General features: G+C 49.5%; 18 protein-coding genes. 2 read left to right on the top strand and 16 right to left on the bottom strand.

Going from position 1 to position 22,385, the window contains the following annotated elements; translation table 11 throughout:
- Positions 1–7: 7 nt before the first annotated feature.
- From WH37_RS20940 to WH37_RS20880, 13 genes are all read right to left on the bottom strand, one after another.
- Positions 8–1,027, bottom strand: a complete 1,020-nt coding sequence (locus tag WH37_RS20940; protein WP_046232564.1) for a GDSL-type esterase/lipase family protein — start codon at positions 1,025–1,027, stop codon at positions 8–10.
- Between the two features lie 24 nt (positions 1,028–1,051).
- Positions 1,052–2,086 (bottom strand): glycoside hydrolase family 88/105 protein, encoded by a 1,035-nt coding sequence (locus tag WH37_RS20935; RefSeq protein ID WP_046232563.1) that lies wholly within the window; start codon positions 2,084–2,086, stop codon positions 1,052–1,054.
- Positions 2,087–2,115: 29 nt separating this feature from the next.
- The gene (locus WH37_RS20930; protein ID WP_046232562.1) at positions 2,116–2,952 is read right to left on the bottom strand and encodes a carbohydrate ABC transporter permease; all 837 of its coding nucleotides are present in this window, start codon (positions 2,950–2,952) and stop codon (positions 2,116–2,118) included.
- A gap of 2 nt (positions 2,953–2,954) precedes the next feature.
- The gene (locus WH37_RS20925) at positions 2,955–3,863 is read right to left on the bottom strand and encodes a carbohydrate ABC transporter permease (protein WP_414812085.1); all 909 of its coding nucleotides are present in this window, start codon (positions 3,861–3,863) and stop codon (positions 2,955–2,957) included.
- Between the two features lie 87 nt (positions 3,864–3,950).
- On the bottom strand, positions 3,951–5,270 hold the full coding sequence (locus tag WH37_RS20920; protein WP_046232560.1) for an ABC transporter substrate-binding protein: 1,320 nt from the start codon (positions 5,268–5,270) through the stop codon (positions 3,951–3,953).
- A 130-nt stretch (positions 5,271–5,400) separates the two neighbouring features.
- Positions 5,401–6,948: a response regulator gene (locus tag WH37_RS20915; RefSeq protein WP_331458067.1), complete on the bottom strand. Its 1,548-nt coding sequence runs from the start codon at positions 6,946–6,948 to the stop codon at positions 5,401–5,403.
- Between the two features lie 10 nt (positions 6,949–6,958).
- Positions 6,959–8,698, bottom strand: coding sequence for a cache domain-containing sensor histidine kinase (locus WH37_RS20910; protein WP_046232636.1), 1,740 nt, complete (start codon positions 8,696–8,698; stop codon positions 6,959–6,961).
- 74 nt (positions 8,699–8,772) lie between these two features.
- Positions 8,773–9,795 carry an SAM-dependent methyltransferase gene (locus WH37_RS20905; RefSeq protein WP_046232558.1) on the bottom strand — a complete coding sequence of 341 codons (1,023 nt, stop codon included), beginning with the start codon at positions 9,793–9,795 and terminating at the stop codon, positions 8,773–8,775.
- A 30-nt stretch (positions 9,796–9,825) separates the two neighbouring features.
- Positions 9,826–10,158, bottom strand: a complete 333-nt coding sequence (locus WH37_RS20900; RefSeq protein WP_046232557.1) for a cyclic-phosphate processing receiver domain-containing protein — start codon at positions 10,156–10,158, stop codon at positions 9,826–9,828.
- Positions 10,159–10,181: 23 nt separating this feature from the next.
- Complete coding sequence (locus tag WH37_RS20895) at positions 10,182–11,006, bottom strand: Fpg/Nei family DNA glycosylase (RefSeq protein ID WP_046232556.1); 825 nt, start codon at positions 11,004–11,006, stop codon at positions 10,182–10,184.
- A 39-nt stretch (positions 11,007–11,045) separates the two neighbouring features.
- Positions 11,046–11,858, bottom strand: a complete 813-nt coding sequence (locus WH37_RS20890; protein ID WP_177217936.1) for a TIGR01457 family HAD-type hydrolase — start codon at positions 11,856–11,858, stop codon at positions 11,046–11,048.
- Complete coding sequence (locus WH37_RS20885) at positions 11,848–13,242, bottom strand: ribonuclease H-like domain-containing protein (RefSeq protein ID WP_046232555.1); 1,395 nt, start codon at positions 13,240–13,242, stop codon at positions 11,848–11,850. The genes WH37_RS20890 and WH37_RS20885 overlap by 11 nt, the downstream gene beginning before the upstream one ends.
- Positions 13,239–15,524: a DEAD/DEAH box helicase gene (locus tag WH37_RS20880; protein WP_046232554.1), complete on the bottom strand. Its 2,286-nt coding sequence runs from the start codon at positions 15,522–15,524 to the stop codon at positions 13,239–13,241. Before WH37_RS20880 ends, WH37_RS20885 begins: the two co-directional genes overlap by 4 nt.
- 196 nt (positions 15,525–15,720) lie before the next feature.
- On the opposite strand from WH37_RS20880, the gene WH37_RS20875 reads away from it, so the two are divergent.
- Both WH37_RS20875 and WH37_RS20870 read left to right on the top strand, forming a co-directional pair.
- A complete protein-coding gene (locus WH37_RS20875; RefSeq protein ID WP_177217948.1) occupies positions 15,721–15,972 on the top strand; it encodes an autorepressor SdpR family transcription factor in 252 nt (83 codons plus the stop codon).
- 42 nt (positions 15,973–16,014) lie between these two features.
- On the top strand, positions 16,015–16,647 hold the full coding sequence (locus WH37_RS20870; RefSeq protein WP_052737114.1) for an SdpI family protein: 633 nt from the start codon (positions 16,015–16,017) through the stop codon (positions 16,645–16,647).
- A gap of 45 nt (positions 16,648–16,692) precedes the next feature.
- Here the strand turns inward: WH37_RS20870 and WH37_RS20865 are convergent, their stop codons facing one another.
- From WH37_RS20865 to metH, 3 genes are all read right to left on the bottom strand, one after another.
- A complete protein-coding gene (locus WH37_RS20865) occupies positions 16,693–17,661 on the bottom strand; it encodes a metal-dependent hydrolase (RefSeq protein ID WP_046232552.1) in 969 nt (322 codons plus the stop codon).
- A 137-nt stretch (positions 17,662–17,798) separates the two neighbouring features.
- Positions 17,799–18,734 (bottom strand): ribonuclease Z, encoded by a 936-nt coding sequence (gene rnz, locus WH37_RS20860; protein WP_046232551.1) that lies wholly within the window; start codon positions 18,732–18,734, stop codon positions 17,799–17,801.
- A 103-nt stretch (positions 18,735–18,837) separates the two neighbouring features.
- On the bottom strand, positions 18,838–22,260 hold the full coding sequence (gene metH / locus WH37_RS20855; protein WP_414812084.1) for a methionine synthase: 3,423 nt from the start codon (positions 22,258–22,260) through the stop codon (positions 18,838–18,840).
- Between the last annotated feature and the right edge of the window lie 125 nt (positions 22,261–22,385).

Raw genomic sequence — 22,385 nt, 5'->3', positions numbered from 1 at the left:
TTGGTCTCTACCCGCCTATATGCTGTAAAATATGCCTCGTCAAATGCTCAGAAATTTCTTCTTGGCCCGCAGCGGAAGGATGTATAAGATCGGCGGATAAACCTGCGAAAGAAGTCAACAGCTTCCTGCCCGATATATATACCGCGTTAGGCAAACCGAGCTGTTCCACATTTTCCTGTACGATACGGCGGAATTGCTCCGCCTTTGGATTATCTTCAGCATCATGCACACAGGTGAACATATCTGTAAAAAACAGCCAGCGGTCCCTATGCTGCTCAGCAATTGCCTGAACAAAGCTGCGGACCTTCTCCGCAAACTGCTCTGGCTCCCAAATACGGAATACATTAATGCCCATCTCAAATGTCGCAAACTCCCAGTCCTCACGCGATGCGATATAACGCGCCGCTGCTTCATCCATATGAGCGCTTCCAGCAAAACCCATGCTGATTAGATCAACGCCCAGCTTCTCGGCAGTCCGCATGGCGTAAGTACCACTTGGCCCAAGCGCATCGCCGCCATGCGTAATGGATGAGCCGTAGCTCAGCATTTTGCGAGTCGGTGATTGCTCAGCAAGCGGCGGCAGTACTTCTCCTTCAATACTTATGTAGCGACATTCCCAATCATAGGGCAGCAGCACTCGAACCAGCTCTGCATCAAAACGCATGCTTTGATTTTTCGCAAGCAGCTTGAGCTGATCTATGTGATCAGGCTTCTTAATGACGAAGGTTGTCGCTTCTGTGCTAATCACTTGCGGGGTAATGCCATATGGCGCTTGAAAAGAACCAAAAAAAACCTCCGCTACCCCGTTCCGCGTTGCTGTATCGGCATGCTCCCGGCGCAGCGTCACCTTCACTTCATCACTCACCATGCGAAAGCGCAGCTCGGAGCCGCAAGTATTGAACGCCCGCAGCGCAGCATGACCGTTCAAGCCTTCTCGCACAAAAGCGGGGACGCGGCTAAGTCGATAGCCGTCCCCCACCTTTACTGCTTCCTGAATATTATAAAGCTCGATTTGATCAAGCAGCATAATGTTCTCTCCCTTGGCTATCTTCTACGAAAACTCGCGTTTTTTAGATTGCAGCACCGTTGCCAGGAAAGCGAGTGTCAGCCCTTGACCCCAACCTTGAATCCGTTTATAGGATACTCCTTTATAGCCTTCCGCATCATTCATAACAGCCGTACCAGCCGATACACCTTGTACTGCGCCATCTTCGGTAATTTGCTCCAAAATACCGTCGATCGACTTCTGGATATATTTATTGTACAGCGACCCAAAAGTGAACAAGCCTGCCGCGATGCCTGCCGAACCGGAAGTTTCCTCATAGGAGGTAGGGTCGGTCACAATCGTATGCCAGAGTCCCTTCTCTGATTGCAGGCGCACTAGCGTAGCTGCCTGATCGCGCAGCGACCCTTCAATAATCATAAAGGATGGGTGTTGTACTGCAATGAGCGGAAGCGCTTTTGCCATCGTAAGCGCAGCCCAGCCATTGCCGCGTGCCCAGAAAATGCTCGACATATGGTTTTGTGCAATATTATCCCAGCCATGATAATACAAGTTGCTGATAGGGTCTTGCAATACACGCTCATGACCATGATATTGCAGCAGTCCGTCCTCCAAATAATCTTCCCGTCCCAGAAGCTCGCCCATGCGAATGAGGAAGTAACCTGCCATCATCATCGTATCGACCCAAGCCTGCTCAGGGAAATTGTACGTTTCAGAATTAACCGTATGCTGGAAAATGCCTTCGGCAAACCGTACCGCATCGTTTTGCAAATAATCTGCCATTTTAATTGCAATATCTAAATACTTACGCTCTTCGGTTGCCTTGTACAACGTAATGAGAGCGTGGCCAATCGATACGCCATTAACCGAAAGCTTAGGAAGATCGTCCTCAAGCTTCTCGTCCACCCATTCTTTAAGCAGCGTTAAGTATTTTTCATTCCCCGTTGCCTCATAAGCTTCACATACGCCGAAGAATGCGACGCCGCCGGGCCAATCCCAGCCAAAATCCATACGGAACGTACGGTCTACGACTTTATCGATCACAACACGTAAATGCTGTTCATCAAATTGCAGTTGTGTCATTTCACTCGTCTCCTCATTATTCATCATTACTATTTCAACCCGCTTGTGCTTATTCCTTCAACAATATAACGCTGGAATAAGAAGAATACGCCTAAAACCGGAATCAAGCTTACGATCGACATCGCGAACATGGCACCCCAGTTGGATACACTTTCGCTGTCGAGGAACATTTTCAAACCGAGCGATACCGTATAAGAGCTTGGTTTATTCAGGTAAAGCAATGGTCCCATCAAATCTTCCCAACGCCAGTAGAAGGAGAAAATCGAAGCTGTTGCCAGCGCCGGAATAATGAGCGGCAGGATAATGCGTAAAAACAATCCGAACTTTCCAACTCCGTCAATCGTAGCCGCTTCATCCATCTCTCTTGGAATGGTCCGAATAAATTGAACCATCAGGAAGATGAAGAATGGAACACCGAAATATTGAGGTACAACAATCGGCGAAATCGTACCAATCCAGCCCAGCTTGGAAAACATAATGTATTGCGGAACGAGTACAACGTCATGCGGCAGCATCAGCGTAACCATCATAACTGCGAACCAGATCGCTCTGCCCTTAAACTGCAGGCGTGCAAAACCGAAGGCGATAAAAGCCGAAGACAATACGGCACCGATCGTCGAAAAAATAACGATTTTCAGCGAGTTTGTAATAAAACTCATAAATGATTGTCCAGAGGACCCAATCCAACCTGTAACGTAGTTGCTCCAAATCCATGGATCAGGAATGAGCGAGCTTGAAGTTGTGAAAATAAGATTACTAGGCTTAAAAGAGCTCATGAGCAGCCAAATAACGGGATACACCATAACGATCGCCAGCAAGCCAACGAAAATGTGATAAATCGGCCACTTAAATTTTTTCAATATCATGTTTAGCGGCCTCCTTCCGTTTCATAGTGAACCCATAGCTTCGATGTTGCGAATACTGCCGCTGTCAAAACACCAACGATGATGAGCATAACCCATGCCATTGCAGATGCATAACCCATATCGAAAAACACGAAGGCTTGACGGAACAGATACAAGGAATACAGCAGCGTGCCATCTAATGGACCGCCCTCGCCTTTGGAGATAATATAGGCTGGAACGAAGGTCATAAAAGCACTAATCAACTGCATGATCAGGTTGAACAAAATAATTGGCGTCAGCATTGGCAATGTGATACGGAAAAACTTTGTAAAGAAGCCCGCACCGTCAACTCCGGACGCTTCATATAATTCAGTCGGGATATTTTTCAGACCAGCTAGGAAGATCAGCATGGAAGAACCAAACTGCCATACCGATAGCGTTACGAGCATGAACAATGCGGCATTGGGATCACCGAACCAGCGCACACTGTCTATTCCTATCGAGTTCAGCATCACGTTGATAACCCCTTGATCACCGAACAAGTTCCGCCACATAATCGATACTGCGACGCTTCCTCCAATAATCGAAGGCAAATAATACACCGTTCTATATAACCCGACAGCTTTCGAGGTTGTATTCAAGATCATAGCGACGAATAAAGCGAAAATCAGCCGCAGTGGAACACCCAGAAACACGTAAAGCATAGTCACCTTAAGCGATTGCATATAGCGGTCATCCGAGGTAAACATGGACGTATAATTTTCAAGCCCTATCCAGTTCGGCGCTGACAGCAAATCATAATCCGTAAAGGAGAAATAAAGGGACGCAGCCGCAGGTATGAGGGTGAAAATAAGAAAGCCAATGACAAACGGAGATATAAAGGTATAGCCAACCAGATTGTTACGCAAGGACAATGATTTCATCATAACCAGCTCCTGCTCCTAGTGAAGTCTATTAAGTCGGTTTAAGGGAAGGGCGATGGGCCGCCTAACAAGCGCCATCGCCCGCTTTTCCAACTTTTATTTATTTTTCTTCAATACGTTTTCTGCTTCACTTCTAAATTTCTTAGCAGCATCCTCTGCCGAAATTTGTCCGTAGTTCAGTTGCTCCGTCAAGCTTTTCAGCGAAGCAAATACTTCGATAGCACCGATAGGATCAACCGGATCCATTGGGGAGCTGTTTGCTTCCGACCAAGCTACATAATCAAATACTTGAACTTGCTCTGGGGACAATAGCGGTTTAAGCTCTTCTTTAATAACACTGGATACTGGAACGCCACGCTCGCCGAGAATCAGCTTGTTTGCTTCTGCATCGTTAACGAAGAAGTTAATAAATTTAGCTGCTTCTTCCTTCGCTTTCGAGTTTTTGGAAATTGAGAAGAACATGCTTGGCTTCAGATACAGGCCTTCTTTTGCTCCTGGGTTCAGCATTGGAGCAATTTCCATAGGACGGTTAACCGCTTGCTGAAGAGCAACAAACTGGTTGGACCACTGCCATACGCCGACTTGCGTGCCTTTTACTGTCATATCGTCTTCAACGCCCTTAATTTGAGCGAGTGTATCTGGAGTTGGCGCTGCGCCGGATTTCACGAGATCAGCCAGTTTGCCAAAGAAATCTACGAACAATTGATCGTCTTCATAGCCAAGTCCATTACCTGCATCGTTGTAAAGCTTCTTGCCTACTGTACGGAGGTAGTAGCCGAAGAAAACTTCTGCTCGCATGCCGCCGTCGATATAAATGCCGTTCTCCTTCGCTTTCGCCGCGATGGACAGATAGTCATCCCACGACCAATTTTCTGGAATGCTGTCTATGCCAGCTTTGGCAAGCGTTGCCGGATCGTATTGGAAGCCGAGGGAGTTGACGCCAAGGTTCATCCCGAACACGCCATCGCCCAATTTGCCACCGTTCAAAGCATTTTCAGAAATGTTTGTTACATCAATTTCTTTGCCAAAATACGGTGTTAGGTCCGCCAGTTGGCCTTTGCCTGCATATTGTGCGTAGTAGCCAGTATCAATTTGCATAATGTCGGGAAGCTCATTTGCTGCTGCTTGCGGAGCGATTTTTTTCCAATAATCATCATAGTTTGCATATTCAACTTCAATTGTTACATTTGGATTTTTCGTTTTGTAAAGGTCAATGACTTTTTTCGTATATTCGTGGCGCGCTTCAGAACCCCACCATGCCATGCGAAGCGTTATCGGCTTGTCGCCGCCACCGCTGTTCGTACCTGCATTTGTGCCTGTTTCCGAATTCGTTCCTGCGTTGCTGCCACAAGCAGTAGCCAGCATGAGTGCGGACGCCATGAGGGCGAGAACAACTTTTTTAGCTTGCTTCTTCATTTCGTATTCCCCCTTATTTCTTCTTAATGATTATTTACGTTGCTTACAAATCAAATTATAGCGTTTTGTATGCGTTTTCTTAATAAAGAAAACCGCTTTTTTTGTTAAAAAAACAGAGATCACTATACGTTTATAGTGATCTCTTGTAGTCGGATGGCGTATAGCCGGTATGCTTTTTAAAAACTTGGCTGAAATATTGCGGATTATCACCGAAGCCAAAACGCTCCGCAAGCTCGAATACTTTAACGTCCTCCGTCCGCACAATTTCCTCCATCGCCTTCTCCACACGCAGCTTCATGACGTAGGCTGAAAAGCGCTCGCCCGTTTCCTTTTTGAACAGCTTGCCTAAGTAATCAGCATTCATATATAAAATTTCATTGGCTACCCAGTTGAGTGACAATGCCGGATCAGCAAGATTGGATGCTATGACTTCAATCATTTTTTTAATAACCGTCGATTGTTTGCTTGCAAATGAATCAAAATTCGCATCGCATATGTCCTTAGCCGCCTGACTCACGAAAGCTTCAATGGCCTTCAGCGTCTCCAGCTCATCAAGCCGTGCAAGCATTTGCAAATAATCGTTTAATCGTTCCGGTGCGCTTTGCCGTGCAATGGAAACGAAGAGCGGAATGACATATGATTTCGTCAGCACCGTATCCATGCGCTGATCGGCGAGCAATTGAAAAAAACGGCCAAGCTCCTCGCTCGCGGCTTCCCAGTTTCCCGCTTTCAGCTCCATGCCGAGCTGCTCCTCGTCATAGTCAAAGCTCGAAAGCCGTGCCGCCGCTGCGGTAGAAAGATCCTGAGGCGTAATAATCGCACCCTCCCCTACATGAAAGCGGAAGTTCAGGCATTCAAGCGTCTCGCGGTACATTTTACGTGCATCGGTAATTCCCCCTGCACCGCTGACGGCAATCGTCGTTTCAAGCTTATAAAAATCAGTGAAGGTGCATTTCATGCCTGACAGTCGCGACAACAGCTGCTCCTGCTGCTCCGTTTCCTGAATAAGCAGCAGGACGTGACGACCAATCGTTGTACTAAGCAGCACAATCTCCTCGCCAAGCTTTTCTTCGGCAATGTTCGTCAGCGCAAAAATATGCTCGTATTCAAACATTCCTTCCACCTGCATCAATATGAGCCTGATTGGCAAAGTGTCATGCGTAATATGAAACATCCTGCGGTACGTATCCCAATCGCGCTTGCCATACGTTTTATTCGTAACCAGCTCTTTAAGAAATTGCGCTTTCGCATGGGGAAGCACTCTGGTCAGCTCGCTTTGAATCGTTTGAACGAATTGATGCTGCGTGAGCTGCGACTGGAGCTCTTCGATAACCTCGGTGAGCGCCTCCGTAATCTTCGTCTCATTGCAAGGCTTAAGCAAATAATGCTTGACCCCATAAGCCATCGCGGTGCGCGCATAGTCAAATTCACTAAACCCAGAAAGCAATATGAATGCAATTTGCGGATACAGCTCTTTTACCCGTTCTACGAGCTGAAGCCCGTCCATGCCTGGCATCTTGATATCAGAAATAATAATATCTGGCTGTTGTTCTTCCATGAAAGTCAATGCTTCCAGGCCATTTCTGGCTGTGCCGATTAGCTCTGCGCCAGAGCTTGTCCACGGAACAATTTGTGAAATTCCTTCTAAAATAATCCGTTCATCGTCTACCAACAGCACTTTGAACAAGCTAATCCTTCCTTTCGTAAGGCAGCTTCAGGCTGACCGCCGCCCCTTCATTCGGCTGGCTGCTCACATGAAGGCCATATTCCTCGCCATACAGCAGCTTAATGCGCTCATCAATATTTCGCAGCCCAAGCCCCGTTCCTTTCGTCTGCACCTCGCCGCTTAACAGCTTATCTGCGTAGGCCTGCTCCATGCCGGGACCGTTATCCCGTACAACGATATACAGGTACTCCCCCTCTGTATAAGCCTGAATGCGAATGGTACAGCTGTCAATCATTTCTTCCAGCCCATAATGAATGGCATTCTCAATCAGCGGCTGCAGCGCCAGCTTTGGCAAACCACAACTGAGCAGTTCCGCCGGAACATCAAGCTTAAAGTCGAGGCGTTCCTCAAAGCGAAACGTTTGAATCGTAATGTAATGATTGACGATTTCCAGCTCCGTCCGCAGTGGAATAATCGACTCCTTCAAGTTGATCGACGTGCGAAGCAAGGAGCCGAGCGCTTCCACCATTTGCGAAATTTGCAGCTGATTGCTCATTTTGGCGCTCCAATTAATTGAATCTAGTGTATTATACAAAAAATGCGGATTAATATTCGCTTGCAGCGCCTTGAACTGCGTATCCTTAATCGCAAGCTGCTTGACATAGTTTTCATGAATCAGCTCATTGATTCGCTCGACCATAATGCGGAAGTTGCGCTGCATTTGGCCAACCTCATCCATCGCAAGCGCCCGCTCCGCCGGGTCCTCCACATAATCGAAATACCCCAGTTGAATGCGCTTCATATTGGCGTTAAGCCGTTCAATCGGCTTGGTGATGCCATTAGCAACTCGCAGTGCAAATATGCCCGATATAATAAACAGCAAGCCAAAAGCCGCGATAACGAAATTTTTGACCCATACTAAATTGCGAAAAATATCATCAAACGAGATGATCGTATAATAATACCAATTCATTCGGTTGGAAGCGACGTAGGTGACAAAAAAGGAATTGCCTTCCCGCTCCATAATGCGGTATCCGCTGGAGCCAGCTGTCAAACTTAAGAGCTCTTCGATAGAAAAAATGGCCTTGTCCGGATATATTAATTCCGCACCTCTGGCAATCATCATATTAGCTCCGCTGCTGTCAAGGCCAGCCGACAAATCATGGAACAGCTTGACCGCGTCAACGCGCACGACAATGGTGCCTAAATAATCCATATCCAAATTTTTATAGCTGCGAATTTCACGGGCTGCCGACAACGCGCTGTCACTTTCGCCTGGCGCTACCCACGTATTGCCCCCTTCATTTCGCTTCGTCTCCAGCTTAAGCCGCTCCAGTCTTGAATCGGACAAATTTATCGTTCGCACTCCGGTTGCATAAGCCTTGTCATGCACATCATATAACTGAACGGAATGAATATATTTATCCAAGCCGCCCAAATTGACGACGCGGTCCTGAATATTTACTTGAAGCACGTAGTTATCGTATTCCGTTCCACCGCTCTTAATGGTCCGCAAATATTCCTGTACTTTGGTGTCTGTTGCAATCGTATAGGACAACTGCTCGATTTTACGAAGCTCATTCTCAATGCTTACAGCAGAGAGACTTAGCGCTTTGGCAGATTGCTCATAGATTTTCCGATCGTAGATGTCGAAGGCATATTGCTGAAGAACGCCGCCAAGCACCGCAACGGTTAAGAGGACGGCGGAGAGGAGAAGGAACAGCTTATGTTTAATACGCAAATTCGCATAAAGCGCTCTCATATTACGCAAAGGAACTGCCCCCTTATCGACAATAAGCGCCCCGGTTGGAGCGCTCATCACGAATTGCTTCTATTCTAGGCCTTGCGATATTTTAAATATAATGTAATTTCGTCGCGATTGTGGAACAGCTGCTTTGCCCTCTCAATCGTAAAAGCAGAGCTGAGCCGCTCTGACACATCTCGAATCGTTTGCAGCGGCTTGCGGTGCATGAGCTTAATTGTAATAATCGCTGTAGCTTCACGCGCTAATGACTGCTGCAGGTCAAGCACAAGCCTGCTCATTTGCATCGGGCTCCAGCTCATATCGCAGACGAGCAAATCATATGCTTCTGCGGGCAGCTTAACATCCGAAGCATTACGCTTATGGTAGGTCAAAGCGGGATGTCCATTTAACGAAGGATGCAGCTCGCCAGGATCGACGGCCGTTACTCGAAGGCCCCGTTCCAGCAGCAGCGACGTCCAGCCTCCCGGTGCTGCACCAATGTCCAGCGCTTGCTGGAATGCTTCATAGTGCAGGCCGAACTCCCGCTCCGCTTCGAGCAGCTTAAACTTCGCACGGGAAATTTGCCCTTCCTCCCGTTGAAAACGCACAGCGCCACCCGGCCAATCAGACAACATCTCTGCTGGTGTGCCGCAGCCTACATAAAGCTGCCTTGCTGCCGCGTAAATCGCAATAATCATATCCGGCTTTTGTCTCGCTGTTTCGGCACCGATTTCTTCGAGCACCGCATCGAGCACCGCTTTCGTATCCGCCGCAGAATACGGGTAGACGGTCACCTTCGCCTTGCGCAAATGAATTGATACCTGCTTGTCCACAAAAGAAAGCTGCGCATTCCTCACCACTCTGGATAGCTCTTCCAAATCATCCGCATTGCCGCTACCCTCAATGACGCGGTCAACCGGCTGCAAATGCCGCAAAAAAATCGGCAGCTGCCGTTGAACCGCTTCCAAGGTTTCTTCCCTTGAAAGCGGACTTTCAAATAAAAACACTTCACCAGCCGCAAGCTGCGTCACTTTCAGCTGGCCTAATAAACGCCTCAGCTCTTCTACCGCATAGGCAGCATATCCTTGATTAGCCGTACCAATCCACCGGCTCATAACGCCACCTCCCTAACATCACACAAACCTTTACAATGAAGCAATTTCCTCCAGCAGCGAGAACGGCATCGGCCCATTATGCACTTTCGTTTCCTTCGGCGCATTGGCGTACAGCATCTGATACATTTGTACCCGCCCTGCTGCGCTGGAGGTGTGCAGGAAAACCTGCTTCGGATAACGTCCCGTGCTCACCATATGGCGAACAACCTCCGCACCCGTATCCTGATTCCAGCCCAAATCATAATCAAGGGATAAAATATCAATGTCTTCCGTATCAATGATTTGTTTGCATTGCTCAGCTGTCAAAGCCAGGACAAACCCTTTTGGGCAATGCCTGTAATCGTCTAAAAAAAGATGAATCATGAACGTTTCCCCCGTTCGCGACTTTAGCTTTCCTCTTGCTCCGGCTGGCAGGAAGGACAGACAAACGCCTTGCGCGCAGCAGTGCCAACTACCTCAATTGGGGTGCCGCAAGTGCCGCATGCTTCCCCCGCACGCTCGTAGACACGGCGCTGTGTGTAGTAGCCGCCTGTCAGCTTGTCGTCTATTGTAAGTGGCTGCTCAATGCTGCCTCCCTTAGCCGCTGCATCTTTCAGTACCACATGCATCGCCTCATATAAACGCTGCCATGCGTCTTCCTGAATAAGCGGAATTTTGATATCTGGTCGCACGGCGGCAGCAAATGCAATTTCATCGGCATAAAATGAGCCGATTCCGCTAATCACTTGCTGATCAGCTAACGCAGCCTTCAATGCACCGCGTTTTTTACGGAACAGCTGGGTAAACTTTTCAAGCGTCAGCCTTTTATCTAAAGGATCAGGCCCCAACTCTGCGAGCACCTGCTGAGTTTCTTTAACCGATAAAAGATGCACGAAGCCCTGCCGCATTCCTGCAACATAAAGGCTGCCCTTTTCCAAATGAATGACGATTTGCGCCTCGCTCTGCGGGCGCTCCTCGCCTTGCCCATAAAACAGCGCGGCTCCAGCATGGAGCTGCGCAAGCAACCGCTTGCCGTTGTCAAGATGCAGCAGTAAATGCTTGCCACGGCGCTCTACAAACCAGATCGTTCTATTCGCAAGCGCCTCATCAAACTCCTCAGCGGAGACATTTAGATGCTTCTCTTGCAGCACCTGTGTGCCTGTAATTCGGTCTCCTGCGAGCCGTTCTGTTAATAATACGCGATAATTTTCGATTTCCGGCAATTCCGGCATTGCTGTTCGCTTCCTTCCTGTCTGTACGCTATCTCTATGTCAGCTGTTCGCAGTTTCTGTAATATAAGAGATCAGCTCATCTAAATTTCTACATATTTTATCCGGTTCGCAGCCCGCTCGTTCCGAATATTGCTTATAATTTTGCTCCGTTGTAAGTCCTGTCAAAACGAGCAGCGTCCCACAGCCCGAAGCGCGGCCAGCCGCAATATCCGTAGCCAGATTGTCACCGATTACCCAAGTGTCCGCAGCCGGAAGGCCCAGCTGTTTTAAGGAGTAATCCATCAATATTGATGAAGGCTTGCCAATGACAATCGGCTCCTTGCCCCCTGCTGCTTGCAGCATAGCTCCAATTGAACCCGCCCCCGGCATTAAGCCACCTTCCGAAGGAAGCAGCAAATCCGGGTTCGTTAAAATAAACGGGGCTCCGCCATGAATATAGCGAACCGCAAGCGAAAGCCTCGAATAGCTGAGCTCTCGGTCGATACCTTGAATAACAAAATCCGGTTGTTCTTCTGTTAACCGCAAGCCGGCTCCCTCAATAGCTGCACGCAGGCCTGCCTCCCCAATCACAAAAACCGAAGCCCCCGGCTTCACGGAAGCCACATATTCAGCAGCAGCCTGCGCCGATGTGCACACATCTTGCGCTTCCGCCGGGATATCCATCCTGTTCAATCGCTCCGCTACGTCTCCCGGCGTGGCAGAGGAGTTGTTCGTGACGAACCGGTAAGGAAGGTTCAGCTCTTTAAGCTTGCGCAGCAATGCATCTGCACCATCAATTCTTCTCTTTCCATGATAAAGCGTGCCATCGAGATCGATGAGCAAGCCTCGCATTTCAGGCAAATTATGTCCCATGACTCCCCAGCTTCCTTCCTATCTTGCCCTGCAAGCGCAATGACCGCTTGCGAAGCTCTGCAAGCTCCGCCCGCTGCTTGGCAGTCTGACGCCCCCGAAGCGGATGACTAAGCGCCATCTGCAGCGCTTCGTCTGCATATAATAAAGCCGATTCATAATCTTTCAGCTTATGTTCATAATACATAGCGAGTTCGATAAAGGCGCTGTCATCGCTTGCCCCAAATTTGAGAGGCAACATTACAGCCTTCTGCCACAATAACACAGCTCGCCGCCAATTTCCAGCCTTCTTGTCACGTGCCGCGAGCAGCAGCAAGGCATTAAGCGTCATGCCTTGCTGCTGCTCCGCCACCGCAAATAATCGTTCCGCCTTCTCCGCCTGTCCCATCTTCTCCAGCCATAGCCCTGTTCGCACGATTTCCTCCGGTTCTTCCGGCATCGGCAGCGGGCCGCAGCCTGCTTCGCCGCCCAGCAAATGTCCAAAACGGATCGCTAAACTCGCGAGAGAAAGCATATCGATTTCATTGTGGCGGAATACGCCTGCCAGCGGCTCCGGATTTTGATCAGCTAAATATTGAAAATACAGCTGCGGGGCAAGCGAACCCGGCACATCATCCACACGCTCAATGCCAAGCCGCTCTTCCTCTACATGGCTGAGCCTGCATGAAGTAAGCGTATTGCGCCAAACGCTGCGTGCAGGATGCAGAAAATCCAGATGCAGCGGCGCCCACACTTTGCTGCCGAAGCCATTCAATATAAATCGATTCAGCATAACTGGCCAATCGAACGTTCGTCCATTGTACGTGACCAGATACGCATAGGCCGTCAGCTTTTCCTTCAAATAGGCCAGCATCGCCCGTTCCTCGGCCGGGTGGCGAATTAGCGCCTGCTCTACAATAAACTGCTGACCCTGCCAGTAGGCGATGCCCACCATAAACGGCACATTGCCTGTCCCGACACCGAGGCCGGTCGTCTCCAAATCCAGAATGAGCAAGTGCTCTGCTCCAATCTGCTCCCCGTGAAAAGCAGAAAGCCCTTTGCTGGCCTCCTCAAGCTCCGAAAGCCGATGAATGCCATGCTGATGGTCCGCAGAATATTTCACTTCACGCAGCAAGAAGGTGCCGACTTCATTGGTTTGCAGCTTAACGCCCATGGCAAGCCAGCTCTCTGGAAGCTGCTCGGTGCCTGCTTCTGCTTCCGAAACAGTGCCGTCCGTATGGGAATCGTGAAGCTCATACGCTTCTATATTAGTTTCTTTATTGGTTTCATTATAGCTTTCTAGAGGGGTTTCTATATCAGACCCTCTAGAAGGCTGCTGCACTGCACTTTCTGGCGTTCCGCCTGTGCTGCTGCGCAGGCGATTCATTCGCTCTCGCAAACTGCTCATGTAGTTCCCTCCGCTTCTTCCAGAAGCTTTAGCGCCTGCTCTTTGCCAAGCAGACCGACCTCTTCAATCGGCCCAACACAGGCTGGACAACCGCTCAGGCAAGTGCAGCCGCGAATGAGCGACTTTGCCTGCCGGATCAGTTCATCATGCACCTCAAACAATCTTTCACTCAGTCCGATGCCGCCCGGATACCGGTCATAAAAATAAATCGTCGGCTTCTGTGTATGCACAGCCTTCACCTGCGGCACGACGCGAATATCATAGGGATCGCACATCAGATAAAGCGGTGCAATATGAACCAATACATTCGCAATGCCTAGCAGCGCGTACTGCATCTCATTTTTACTTTTGCGCGCTGCAGCCTCTTCGCTGAACGAGAACCAGTAGCCACTCGTATGCAGCTCTTCCTCCGGCAAATGAATCGGACCTGAGCCAATATTTTCATGGCTGCGCAGCCGAATTTTTTTGAAAATCGTCGCCTTCGCATTCAGCGCCAGCTCTCCGTACTGCCTCGTCAGCTCGCCCGATTCGCGCTCCTTGTCTACGTAAAGCACCTTCAGCTCAACTGCGAGGTTCGCATCGGTGTAATAATCGACATCGACTTTGCGCACATATGCTTTCTTTTCAGGATAATCCAGCTTCTCGACCTGATACTGCACACCCTCGTGAATATAGATCGCTTCTTCGTGAATAAGCGTCGGTGCGCTGAAGCGATCCACTTCGCCCAGTACCCGGCTGCCCTCTGTCATATCGATGATGACGAAGTTTTCCTGCGCCGCGGAGCGCAGCGAAATATTATGGGCGGGAAACGATTGCTCCATCCAATACCAGCGGCTGCCCGCGCGGTGCAGCACCTTTTCCTCCGTTAAAAACTCCATCATGTCCGCAAGCGATTCCTCGCCAAACTTCTCTCCCTCTTCAAAAGGAAGCTCATATGCCGCACATTTCACATGGTCAATGAGCACAAGCAAATTATCGGGATGAATAAGCGCACGCTCCGGCGGGCGATTGAAGAAAAAATCAGGATTCTGAATCATATATTGATCCAAAGGATTGCTGCTTGCAACTAAAAAAGTAACCGCGCTGCCCTGCCGGCGTCCCGCACGTCCTGATTGCTGCCAAGTGCTTGCCACTGTGCCTGGATAACCGTTCAGCACGCAAGCTTGAAGCTGGCCAATGTCAATGCCGAGCTCCAGCGCATTCGTGCTGACGACGCCGCGAATTTCACCGCTGCGCAGGCCGCGCTCAATTTCCCGCCGCAGCTTGGGCAAATACCCGCCGCGGTAGCCGCGAATCGTCTTCGCATCAAGCTTGTCTTTAATGATGTCCTGCAAATAGGTTAGCAGCAGCTCCACGCGCACCCGGCTGCGGGCAAATACAATCGTCTGCACACCTTGGCGCAGGAGTAAGCCTGCCAGCTTCCTCGTCTCCAGCACACTGCTGCGGCGAATGCCGAGCTGCCTGTTCACAACAGGCGGATTATAAAAAATAAAATGCTTTTCGCCCGTTGGCGCGCCATTATTATCTACAAGCCGCACAGGCTCGCCTATTAGCTTTGCCGCATGCTCGGCGGGATTATCGATGGTCGCTGATGCACAAATAAATTGCGGGGTCGACCCATAAAACCGGCAAATTCTTTTAAGCCTGCGGATCACATTTGCAACGTGACTTCCGAACACGCCTCTGTATGCGTGAAGCTCATCGATCACGATATATTTAATATTTTCAAACAGCTTAACCCATTTCGTATGATGCGGCAAAATCGCCGAATGCAGCATGTCCGGATTCGTCACGACGATATGTCCGGCGTTGCGTATCACCTGCCTCACAGTCGGGGGGGTATCCCCGTCGTATGTATTCGTCTTGAGATCAACACCCATGAGATCGGCGAGCGTCTGAAGCTCCGCCACCTGATCCTGCGCCAGCGCCTTCGTCGGAAATAAATAAAGCGCGCGACCTTCGTCCTGTTCTAATAAAGACTGAAGCACCGGCAGGTTGTAGCATAAGGTTTTGCCAGAGGCAGTCGGGGTGACCGTAACAATGCTATGGCCTTCTCGAACGAACCGATAGGCCGTCTCCTGATGTGTATATAGTTCATCAATCCCCTTTGTGCGCAGCGCTTCCGCAAGCTTTGGATGCAGATCCGCAGGCAATGCCGCGGTACAAGCCTCGCGAGGCGGAATGGTCCGCCAATGGGTAATATTGTCCGTTATGTCCTGGTCGTGCTTCAGCAGCTCCAGCCACTCCTCGAGTCCCGAGGTCTTTCCCGTCCAGCGGTTCATGACTGTTTCTCTCCTTGTATCCTGACTTTTCAAGTTCACTCGTTTCTTTCATTTTACAAGAATACATGTTCGGCCTGCAATTTTATTTTTTGGGTATCCGTTTATTGACAGCTTAGGGCGTGGCGATTACAATGTGATTATATTAGATTATTAGATAATTATCTAAATATCGAAAGGAGATAATCCCTCATTGTCGATTAACCAGGCGTTTAAAGCATTATCCGATCCTACGAGACGCACGATACTTGATTTGTTGAAAGAGCGGGATTTGACAGCGGGGGAAATTGCTGACCATTTTCAAATGACCAAGCCGAGCATTTCCCATCATTTAAGCTTGCTTAAGCAGGCTGAGCTGGTGTCGGATGAGCGCAAAGGGCAGCATATTTACTACTCGCTAAATACGACCGTCTTTCAGGATTTACTCAAATGGATTGCTTCGTTTCAATAAATCTCAACCGATTAACGACCTGACTTTGGAAAGGAACGATGAATGATGAAAAAGAACATTTGGACCTGGCTCATTATCGCACTCTCGTTTATTGCCGGGATAATCTCCTACTCTTCTCTGCCCGCCACCTTGCCCGTACATTGGAATGCGTTAGGCGAGCCCGACCGTTATACCGGCAAAATGTTTGCTTTATTTCTCATCCCGGCATTGATGGTGCTGCTTATGCTATTATTTAAATATTTGCCGAAAATCGACCCCAAGCTTGCAGCAAGCTCCAGCGCCATTAAAAGCACCGATATCATCAATCAAGTGCTGATGCTTGGCCTAGCCGCTCTACAAGGCTTCATCATAGCTTATGGCTATGGCGTCAAGCTGAATATTCAGATGTTCGTTATCCCGTTTATCGGCATTTTGTTCATCACGATCGGGAACTACTTGCCGCGCATGAAGCCCAATCGCTTTGTCGGCATCAAAACACCGCTAACGCTGAATAACGAACAAGTATGGCGCAAAACGCATCAGCTTTCGGCAAAAATATTTTTCGGGGGCGGCTTTCTCATTATTGTGACGGTGTTCCTGCCAAGCATGCTGCAGCTCATCAGTTTTCTGACGGTGGTCGTGCTCGTTTCGATCCTGTCCGTTATCTCTTCGGTCTTGGTTGCCAAAAAAAATTAGCGCCCTTGGAAGAGCGCTAGCTGTGCTTTTTTTCAAAATGTATACCTACACGTGGGGTGGCTCCCACGTTTTTTTATTCCATCCCAGTCGGTGATTGAGCACCTTCATATCCGAATCGAGCGTCACAGCTACCCCAAACGGCATTTGCTGCTTATTCCAAAAACGCACATCGCTCCAGGTCACTTCGTAACCATCGAGCTTTTCCTGCACATTCACATGAACCCGCTCGGAAAAGGACAAGAGAGCTTTCACGCCTTCTTCGTTCATCGCCGCACGCACGACCGGAGCCAGCTCCGCGTCATCCGACTTACTGACTGTCGTCTCAATCGTAACCACACCTCCGGCAACCGTTCCCGCCGCATAATGGTCGCCGCAGTCTGCTGTAAACTGCCAGCTGTAGCCTAGCATAGATGGCACAAGCGTTATGCCCGTGCGGATGCCAAAATGTTCTCGCAGCAGCCGCTTCACCTTTCGGCTTATCCGCAGCCTCCAGCCGATATAAAGGGCCGTGATGGCATATATGATGGCAAACATCGGACCAGGCTCAGCTATTCCCGACGCCCAAAGGATGCAGCCAGACGCATGCAAAGCAAACAAATACGGTTCAAATAGGCATAACGTATCTAAATGCAGCCATTTCGGCGAAACAGGCCTGGCACATTGCACCCCAAAGGAATTGAACAAATCCAGCAAAACATGAAAACAGACCGCTACGAACATCCAGCCTACAACTTGCCAGGAAAGTTCCGGCACGCCATAAAGCCACGCAATCGGCAAGCCCAGCAACGACCAAATGGCGGGTGCAGGCAGCGAATGCGTAATGCCGCGATGATGGCGAACATAGGCCGCTTGACCTTTAAACCGCATCACCGTATCAAAATCCGGTGCATGGCTGCCGAGCAGCGTCGCCGTCCATACGGCAAGCATCGCAGTTGGCTGCGCAGCCAGCGCAGGGTCGAGCATCGCGAGTCCCCCAAGTGTTGCGCCGAACAATAAATGGCTTGCTGTATCCATCACGTATCAGCCTCCCGATGTGTATACTGCTGTTCACAGTCATCATACGGGGCTAATGTCAACGCATTATTTTCAGCATATGTTGATTTCGTAAGGGGGACATCGGGTGTAGTAGGCTGAACAGAAGTCCCCCAAGACTAGCAGTCGCTGCGCCGCGCTATTTTAGCATGGAACAGATCATAAGCCGCTTCGGATTGTGGAAAAATACGCTGCGCCTCTTCCTTCAGCATCGGCATATCCTCAAGCAGAAAACGCGAGCTGAAATGCGTCATAATCAGCTGCTGCACGCCTGCATCCTTAGCAGCCTGCGCCGCCTCAACCGTGGTCGAATGTCCGTATTCATGCGCTTTCTCTTCCTGTCCCTCTGCGAACGTCGCTTCGTGCACGAGCAAATCTGCATTTTGAGCAAGCCGAGCAATGTTAGCACATGGGCTGGTGTCACCAGTAATTGCGATGATTCTTCCTTTTAACGGAGCTCCAGCTACATCAGCAGCACACACAGTTGTACCATTTGGCAGCTGTACATCTTCTCCCTGCTTGAGCTTTCCATACAGCGGTCCTGCCGGCACCCCAAGCTCTTTCAGACGCTCGGTATTGAGCTTGCCTGGACAATCGCGCTCCATCAAGCGGTAGCCATAACAGGGCAGGCGATGATCTAATGACCACGCTTCCACAACAAAACGCTCATCCTCGTGAATGACGCCATCTTCCTTGATCTCGGTAATCAACAGCTCATAATCAATATGCGTACCACTCAGCCGCAGCGCGGTTCGTACCATCTCTTCAATTCCCACAGGACCAAACAAACGGAGCGGACCTTTGCCGCCGGAATAAGACCTTGTGCTAAGCAGACCCGGAATGCCAAAGGTATGATCGCCATGCAGATGCGTGATGAATAAAGCATTCAGCTTGCCCATTTTCAGCGAGGAGCGCATCATTTGATGCTGGGTACCTTCGCCTGCATCAAACATCCATAGCCCGCCATCCGGCTCTGGCAGCCGCAGCGCAATCGACGTCACATTACGTTCTTTTGACGGCCGTCCTGCACCTGTTCCAAGAAACCAAATTTCCATGCTCCTACCGCCTCCTGTTCAAAAATAGGATAAAGCCTCCGCCAATCGTTAAAAAACGATTTTACGGAGGCTCTCCCTGCTATTTATGGTGCTATTTATGCTCCTAACGCTCAACCTTTTCTACGTTAAAATATTGCGCTTCCGGGTGGGAAAACACCATCGCAGATACCGATGCTTCCGGCTCCATCATGAAGCCTTCTGTCAACTCAACGCCAATATCCTCCGGCTTCATCAGCTCGAACAATGGGCCTTGATCTTCCAGATCCGGACAGGCCGGATAGCCAAACGATACGCGAATCCCTTGATAACGTGCGCCGTGGCGCTGCTTCATCGTCATCGTATGCGGATCCGGGTAGCCCCAAATATCCCGCATCATATGGTGGACGCGCTCAGCGAGTCCTTCCGCCACTTCAAGCGCCACCGATTGCAGCGCATGCGAACGCAGGTAATCGCCTTGATCCTTCCACTGCCCCGCCAAATCGCGAATGCCTTCGCCAGCCGTTACGACGAGGAATCCAACATAATCCATAATGCCGCTATCTACAGGCTTCAGGAAATCCGCCAAACAAAGGAATGGCTCTACCTGCTGGCGCGGGAAGGTGAAGCGTTTGATTTCCTGCGTCTGATTGTTAGGGTCGTAAATAATAATATCATTGCCTGAGGACTGCGCCGGGAAGAAGCGGTACATGCCGTTAGCCTTCAAAATCCCGTTCGTCGTTCCTTCATGCAAAATGCCGTCTACCGTTTCTTTGAGATGAACCGCCTTCTCGTTCTTTTCCTTCAGCAGGTTTTCCACATTGCCCTTCAGGCCAAGATGATGACCGAGCAGCATTTGCATATTAATATAAGGAATAATATGTGGCAGCGGAACATCGCGCAAAATGTGACGATCCAAATCAGGTGGAATGTACACGGGCGCGTCTACAGAAATTTTCGAGCGCTCAATCCGGGTGAGCTTAGGCAGCTCTTTGCTTTGAACCTCTTCTTCCCCGCCCGACGCTTTGTATTCCGCCATTTCATCTTCCATCCGTTGACGGTGAGTTTTATCCATCAGCTTGTTGGCAATATCCAGCCCGTCCATCGCGTCCTTCGCATAAAGCACCAAGCCGTCATACTCCGGCCCGATCCGCGTCTTCGTAAATTTCCGGGTCAATGCCGCACCACCGACAAGAATCGGCGCATCAATGCCTGCACTGCGCATATCCTGAGCCGTAATGACCATCTGCTGCGCCGATTTAACGAGCAAGCCCGACAGGCCAATAGCATCCGCCTTCTCATTGCGGTAAGCTTCTATGAGCTTCTCAGGCGGTACTTTAATGCCGAGATTAATGATTTTGTAACCATTGTTGGACAAAATAATTTCAACGAGGTTTTTGCCGATGTCATGCACGTCGCCCTTTACCGTCGCCAATATAATTTTCCCTTTTACGGACGATTCATCCTTCTCCATAAACTGCTCCAAATGAGCAACCGAAGCTTTCATGACTTCTGCGCTTTGCAGTACCTCTGCCACAATCAGCTCATTATTATTAAACAGTCTGCCGACCTCTTCCATCCCCCGCATGAGCGGTCCATTAATGACCTCCAGCGCCGTGTATTTGGCAAGCGCCAAATCCAGATCAGGAAGGAGCCCTTCCTTCGTACCTTCAACGACATAAGAACCGAGTCTTTCCTCCAGCGTCAGGTTGGAGATTTTCTCTTTCTTGACCACCTTCTTCTCACGGAAGGCAGCAACGAAAGCAGCCAGCGTCTCATCTGTCGTATTAAAAATCAATTCCTCTGCCAGTCTGCGCTCCTCTTCAGGAATCGAAGCATAACGCTCCAGTTTCTCGGTGTTCACAATGGCGTAATCGAGCCCCGCTTTTGTACAATGGTACAAATAAACGGAGTTCAGCACCTCGCGGCCTGCATCTGGCAAACCGAATGAAATGTTGCTAAGGCCGAGAATGGTTTTGGCAAGCGGATATTTTTCTTTAATGAGCTTAATACCCTCAATCGTCTCCACCGCTGAGCCAATATATTGCGGGTCACCAGAGCCGACCGGGAACATATTCGGGTCAAAAATAATATCCTCCGGATTCATGCCATACTTATCTACTAACAAACGGTAGGAACGCTCTGCTACTTCGAGCTTCGCTTCACGGCTTACCGCCTGACCGCGCTCATCAATTAAAATCATGACGACAGCTGCGCCATATTGATGGATAAGCGGAAGAATCTTTTCAAACTTGGACTCGCCATCCTCCAGGTTAATGGAGTTAATGATCGCTTTGCCTTGCGAATATTTAAGGCCCAGCTCAATAATATGATCGTAGGTCGAATCGAGCATGAGCGGCACTTTAATCTTTTTGACGACTTGCGGTAAAAACTGATGAACAGCATACGCCTCATCAATATCCGTATCCTGCAAGTTGATGTCAATGACATGGGCTCCGCCTTTGACTTGCGCTCTGGCAATTTCCGAAGCTTCGTCAAACTTCTCTTCTTTAATGAGACGCTTGAATTTCCGCGAGCCAGAAATGTTCGTGCGCTCCCCAATCATAATTGGGCGGTTTTCCGGCTCAATATAGACGGTATCAATGCCGGATACAGCTGCAGGATGCTCGCCATATTTTGTACGCGGCGGATATTTCGCCATCGTTTCGACAAGTGCGCGGATATGTTCCGGCGTCGTACCGCAGCAGCCGCCAGCAATGTTCAGCCAGCCCTGCTCGGCAAAAGCAGACATTTTTTTCGCCAGCGATTCCGGGGACTCATGATAATTTCCGTTCTCATCCGGCAAGCCTGCATTCGGGTAACAGCTTACTGCCGAATTGGCAATTTCGCTGAGCGTCCGAATATGGTCACGCATAAACTCAGGACCTGTCGCACAGTTTAGCCCCATTGATATGGGCTTCAAATGCTCTAGTGAAATATAGAACGATTCGATGCTTTGTCCCGCTAGCGTCGTTCCCATAGGCTCAATCGTTCCCGAAATCATAATCGGAAGCTCGCGTCCCATCGTCTCAAACGCATTGCGAATGCCGATGCTGCCCGCTTTTACATTAAGCGTATCCTGGGACGTTTCCAGAAGCAGCGCATCTACATCTGCTTCCATGAGCGCAATAACTTGCTCGTAATAGCTGTCTACAAGCTCTTCAAAAGTAACCCCGCCTGTTACGGAAAGCGTCTTCGTCGTCGGACCAAGCGCTCCTGCCACATAGCGCGGATGCTCAGGCGTCGAATATTTATCCGCCGCTTCACGGGCAATTTTTGCCGCAGCAAGGTTGATTTCGCGCGCCTTTTCCGGTATATCGTATTCAGCCAGCACGACGCTCGTTGCTCCGAACGTATTCGTTTCCAAAATGTCCGTGCCTGCCTCCAAATATTGTTCATGTATAGTACGGATTACATCAGGACGCGTCAGCACGAGTATTTCATTACAGCCATCCATATCCTCACCGCCAAAATCATCTGCCGTAAGGTCAGCCTGCTGAATCATCGTTCCCATTGCTCCGTCCAAAATCAATATCCGCTTTTGCATCATTTCTTGTATGGTTGGTTTCGACAATTATGTGCACCCTTCCTGTGAAAATCACTAACATTCAGTTTAACAGAATCGACGCAATGTGAAAAGCAATTGCAATCGACAATCGCTTGTTTTTGCATTAT

Origin of the sequence: Paenibacillus algorifonticola, from assembly GCF_000971975.1 — a bacterium.
Classification (GTDB): domain Bacteria; phylum Bacillota; class Bacilli; order Paenibacillales; family Paenibacillaceae; genus Pristimantibacillus; species Pristimantibacillus algorifonticola.
This window is presented reverse-complemented; position numbering and strand designations above follow the sequence as displayed.

What these genes read in the sequence shown, in the direction of transcription:
- WH37_RS20900 (WP_046232557.1), bottom strand. Translation starts at nt 10,158, where the DNA reads ATGATTCATCTTTTTTTAGACGATTACAGGCATTGCCCAAAAGGGTTT.
- WH37_RS20910 (WP_046232636.1), bottom strand. Translation starts at nt 8,698, where the DNA reads ATGAGAGCGCTTTATGCGAATTTGCGTATTAAACATAAGCTGTTCCTT.
- WH37_RS20895 (WP_046232556.1), bottom strand. Translation starts at nt 11,006, where the DNA reads ATGCCGGAATTGCCGGAAATCGAAAATTATCGCGTATTATTAACAGAA.
- rnz (WP_046232551.1), bottom strand. Translation starts at nt 18,734, where the DNA reads ATGGAAATTTGGTTTCTTGGAACAGGTGCAGGACGGCCGTCAAAAGAA.
- WH37_RS20930 (WP_046232562.1), bottom strand. Translation starts at nt 2,952, where the DNA reads ATGATATTGAAAAAATTTAAGTGGCCGATTTATCACATTTTCGTTGGC.
- WH37_RS20865 (WP_046232552.1), bottom strand. Translation starts at nt 17,661, where the DNA reads ATGGATACAGCAAGCCATTTATTGTTCGGCGCAACACTTGGGGGACTC.
- WH37_RS20885 (WP_046232555.1), bottom strand. Translation starts at nt 13,242, where the DNA reads ATGAGCAGTTTGCGAGAGCGAATGAATCGCCTGCGCAGCAGCACAGGC.
- WH37_RS20935 (WP_046232563.1), bottom strand. Translation starts at nt 2,086, where the DNA reads ATGACACAACTGCAATTTGATGAACAGCATTTACGTGTTGTGATCGAT.
- WH37_RS20940 (WP_046232564.1), bottom strand. Translation starts at nt 1,027, where the DNA reads ATGCTGCTTGATCAAATCGAGCTTTATAATATTCAGGAAGCAGTAAAG.
- WH37_RS20920 (WP_046232560.1), bottom strand. Translation starts at nt 5,270, where the DNA reads ATGAAGAAGCAAGCTAAAAAAGTTGTTCTCGCCCTCATGGCGTCCGCA.
- metH (WP_414812084.1), bottom strand. Translation starts at nt 22,260, where the DNA reads ATGATGCAAAAGCGGATATTGATTTTGGACGGAGCAATGGGAACGATG.
- WH37_RS20870 (WP_052737114.1), top strand. Translation starts at nt 16,015, where the DNA reads ATGATGAAAAAGAACATTTGGACCTGGCTCATTATCGCACTCTCGTTT.
- WH37_RS20905 (WP_046232558.1), bottom strand. Translation starts at nt 9,795, where the DNA reads ATGAGCCGGTGGATTGGTACGGCTAATCAAGGATATGCTGCCTATGCG.
- WH37_RS20890 (WP_177217936.1), bottom strand. Translation starts at nt 11,858, where the DNA reads ATGGGACATAATTTGCCTGAAATGCGAGGCTTGCTCATCGATCTCGAT.
- WH37_RS20880 (WP_046232554.1), bottom strand. Translation starts at nt 15,524, where the DNA reads ATGAACCGCTGGACGGGAAAGACCTCGGGACTCGAGGAGTGGCTGGAG.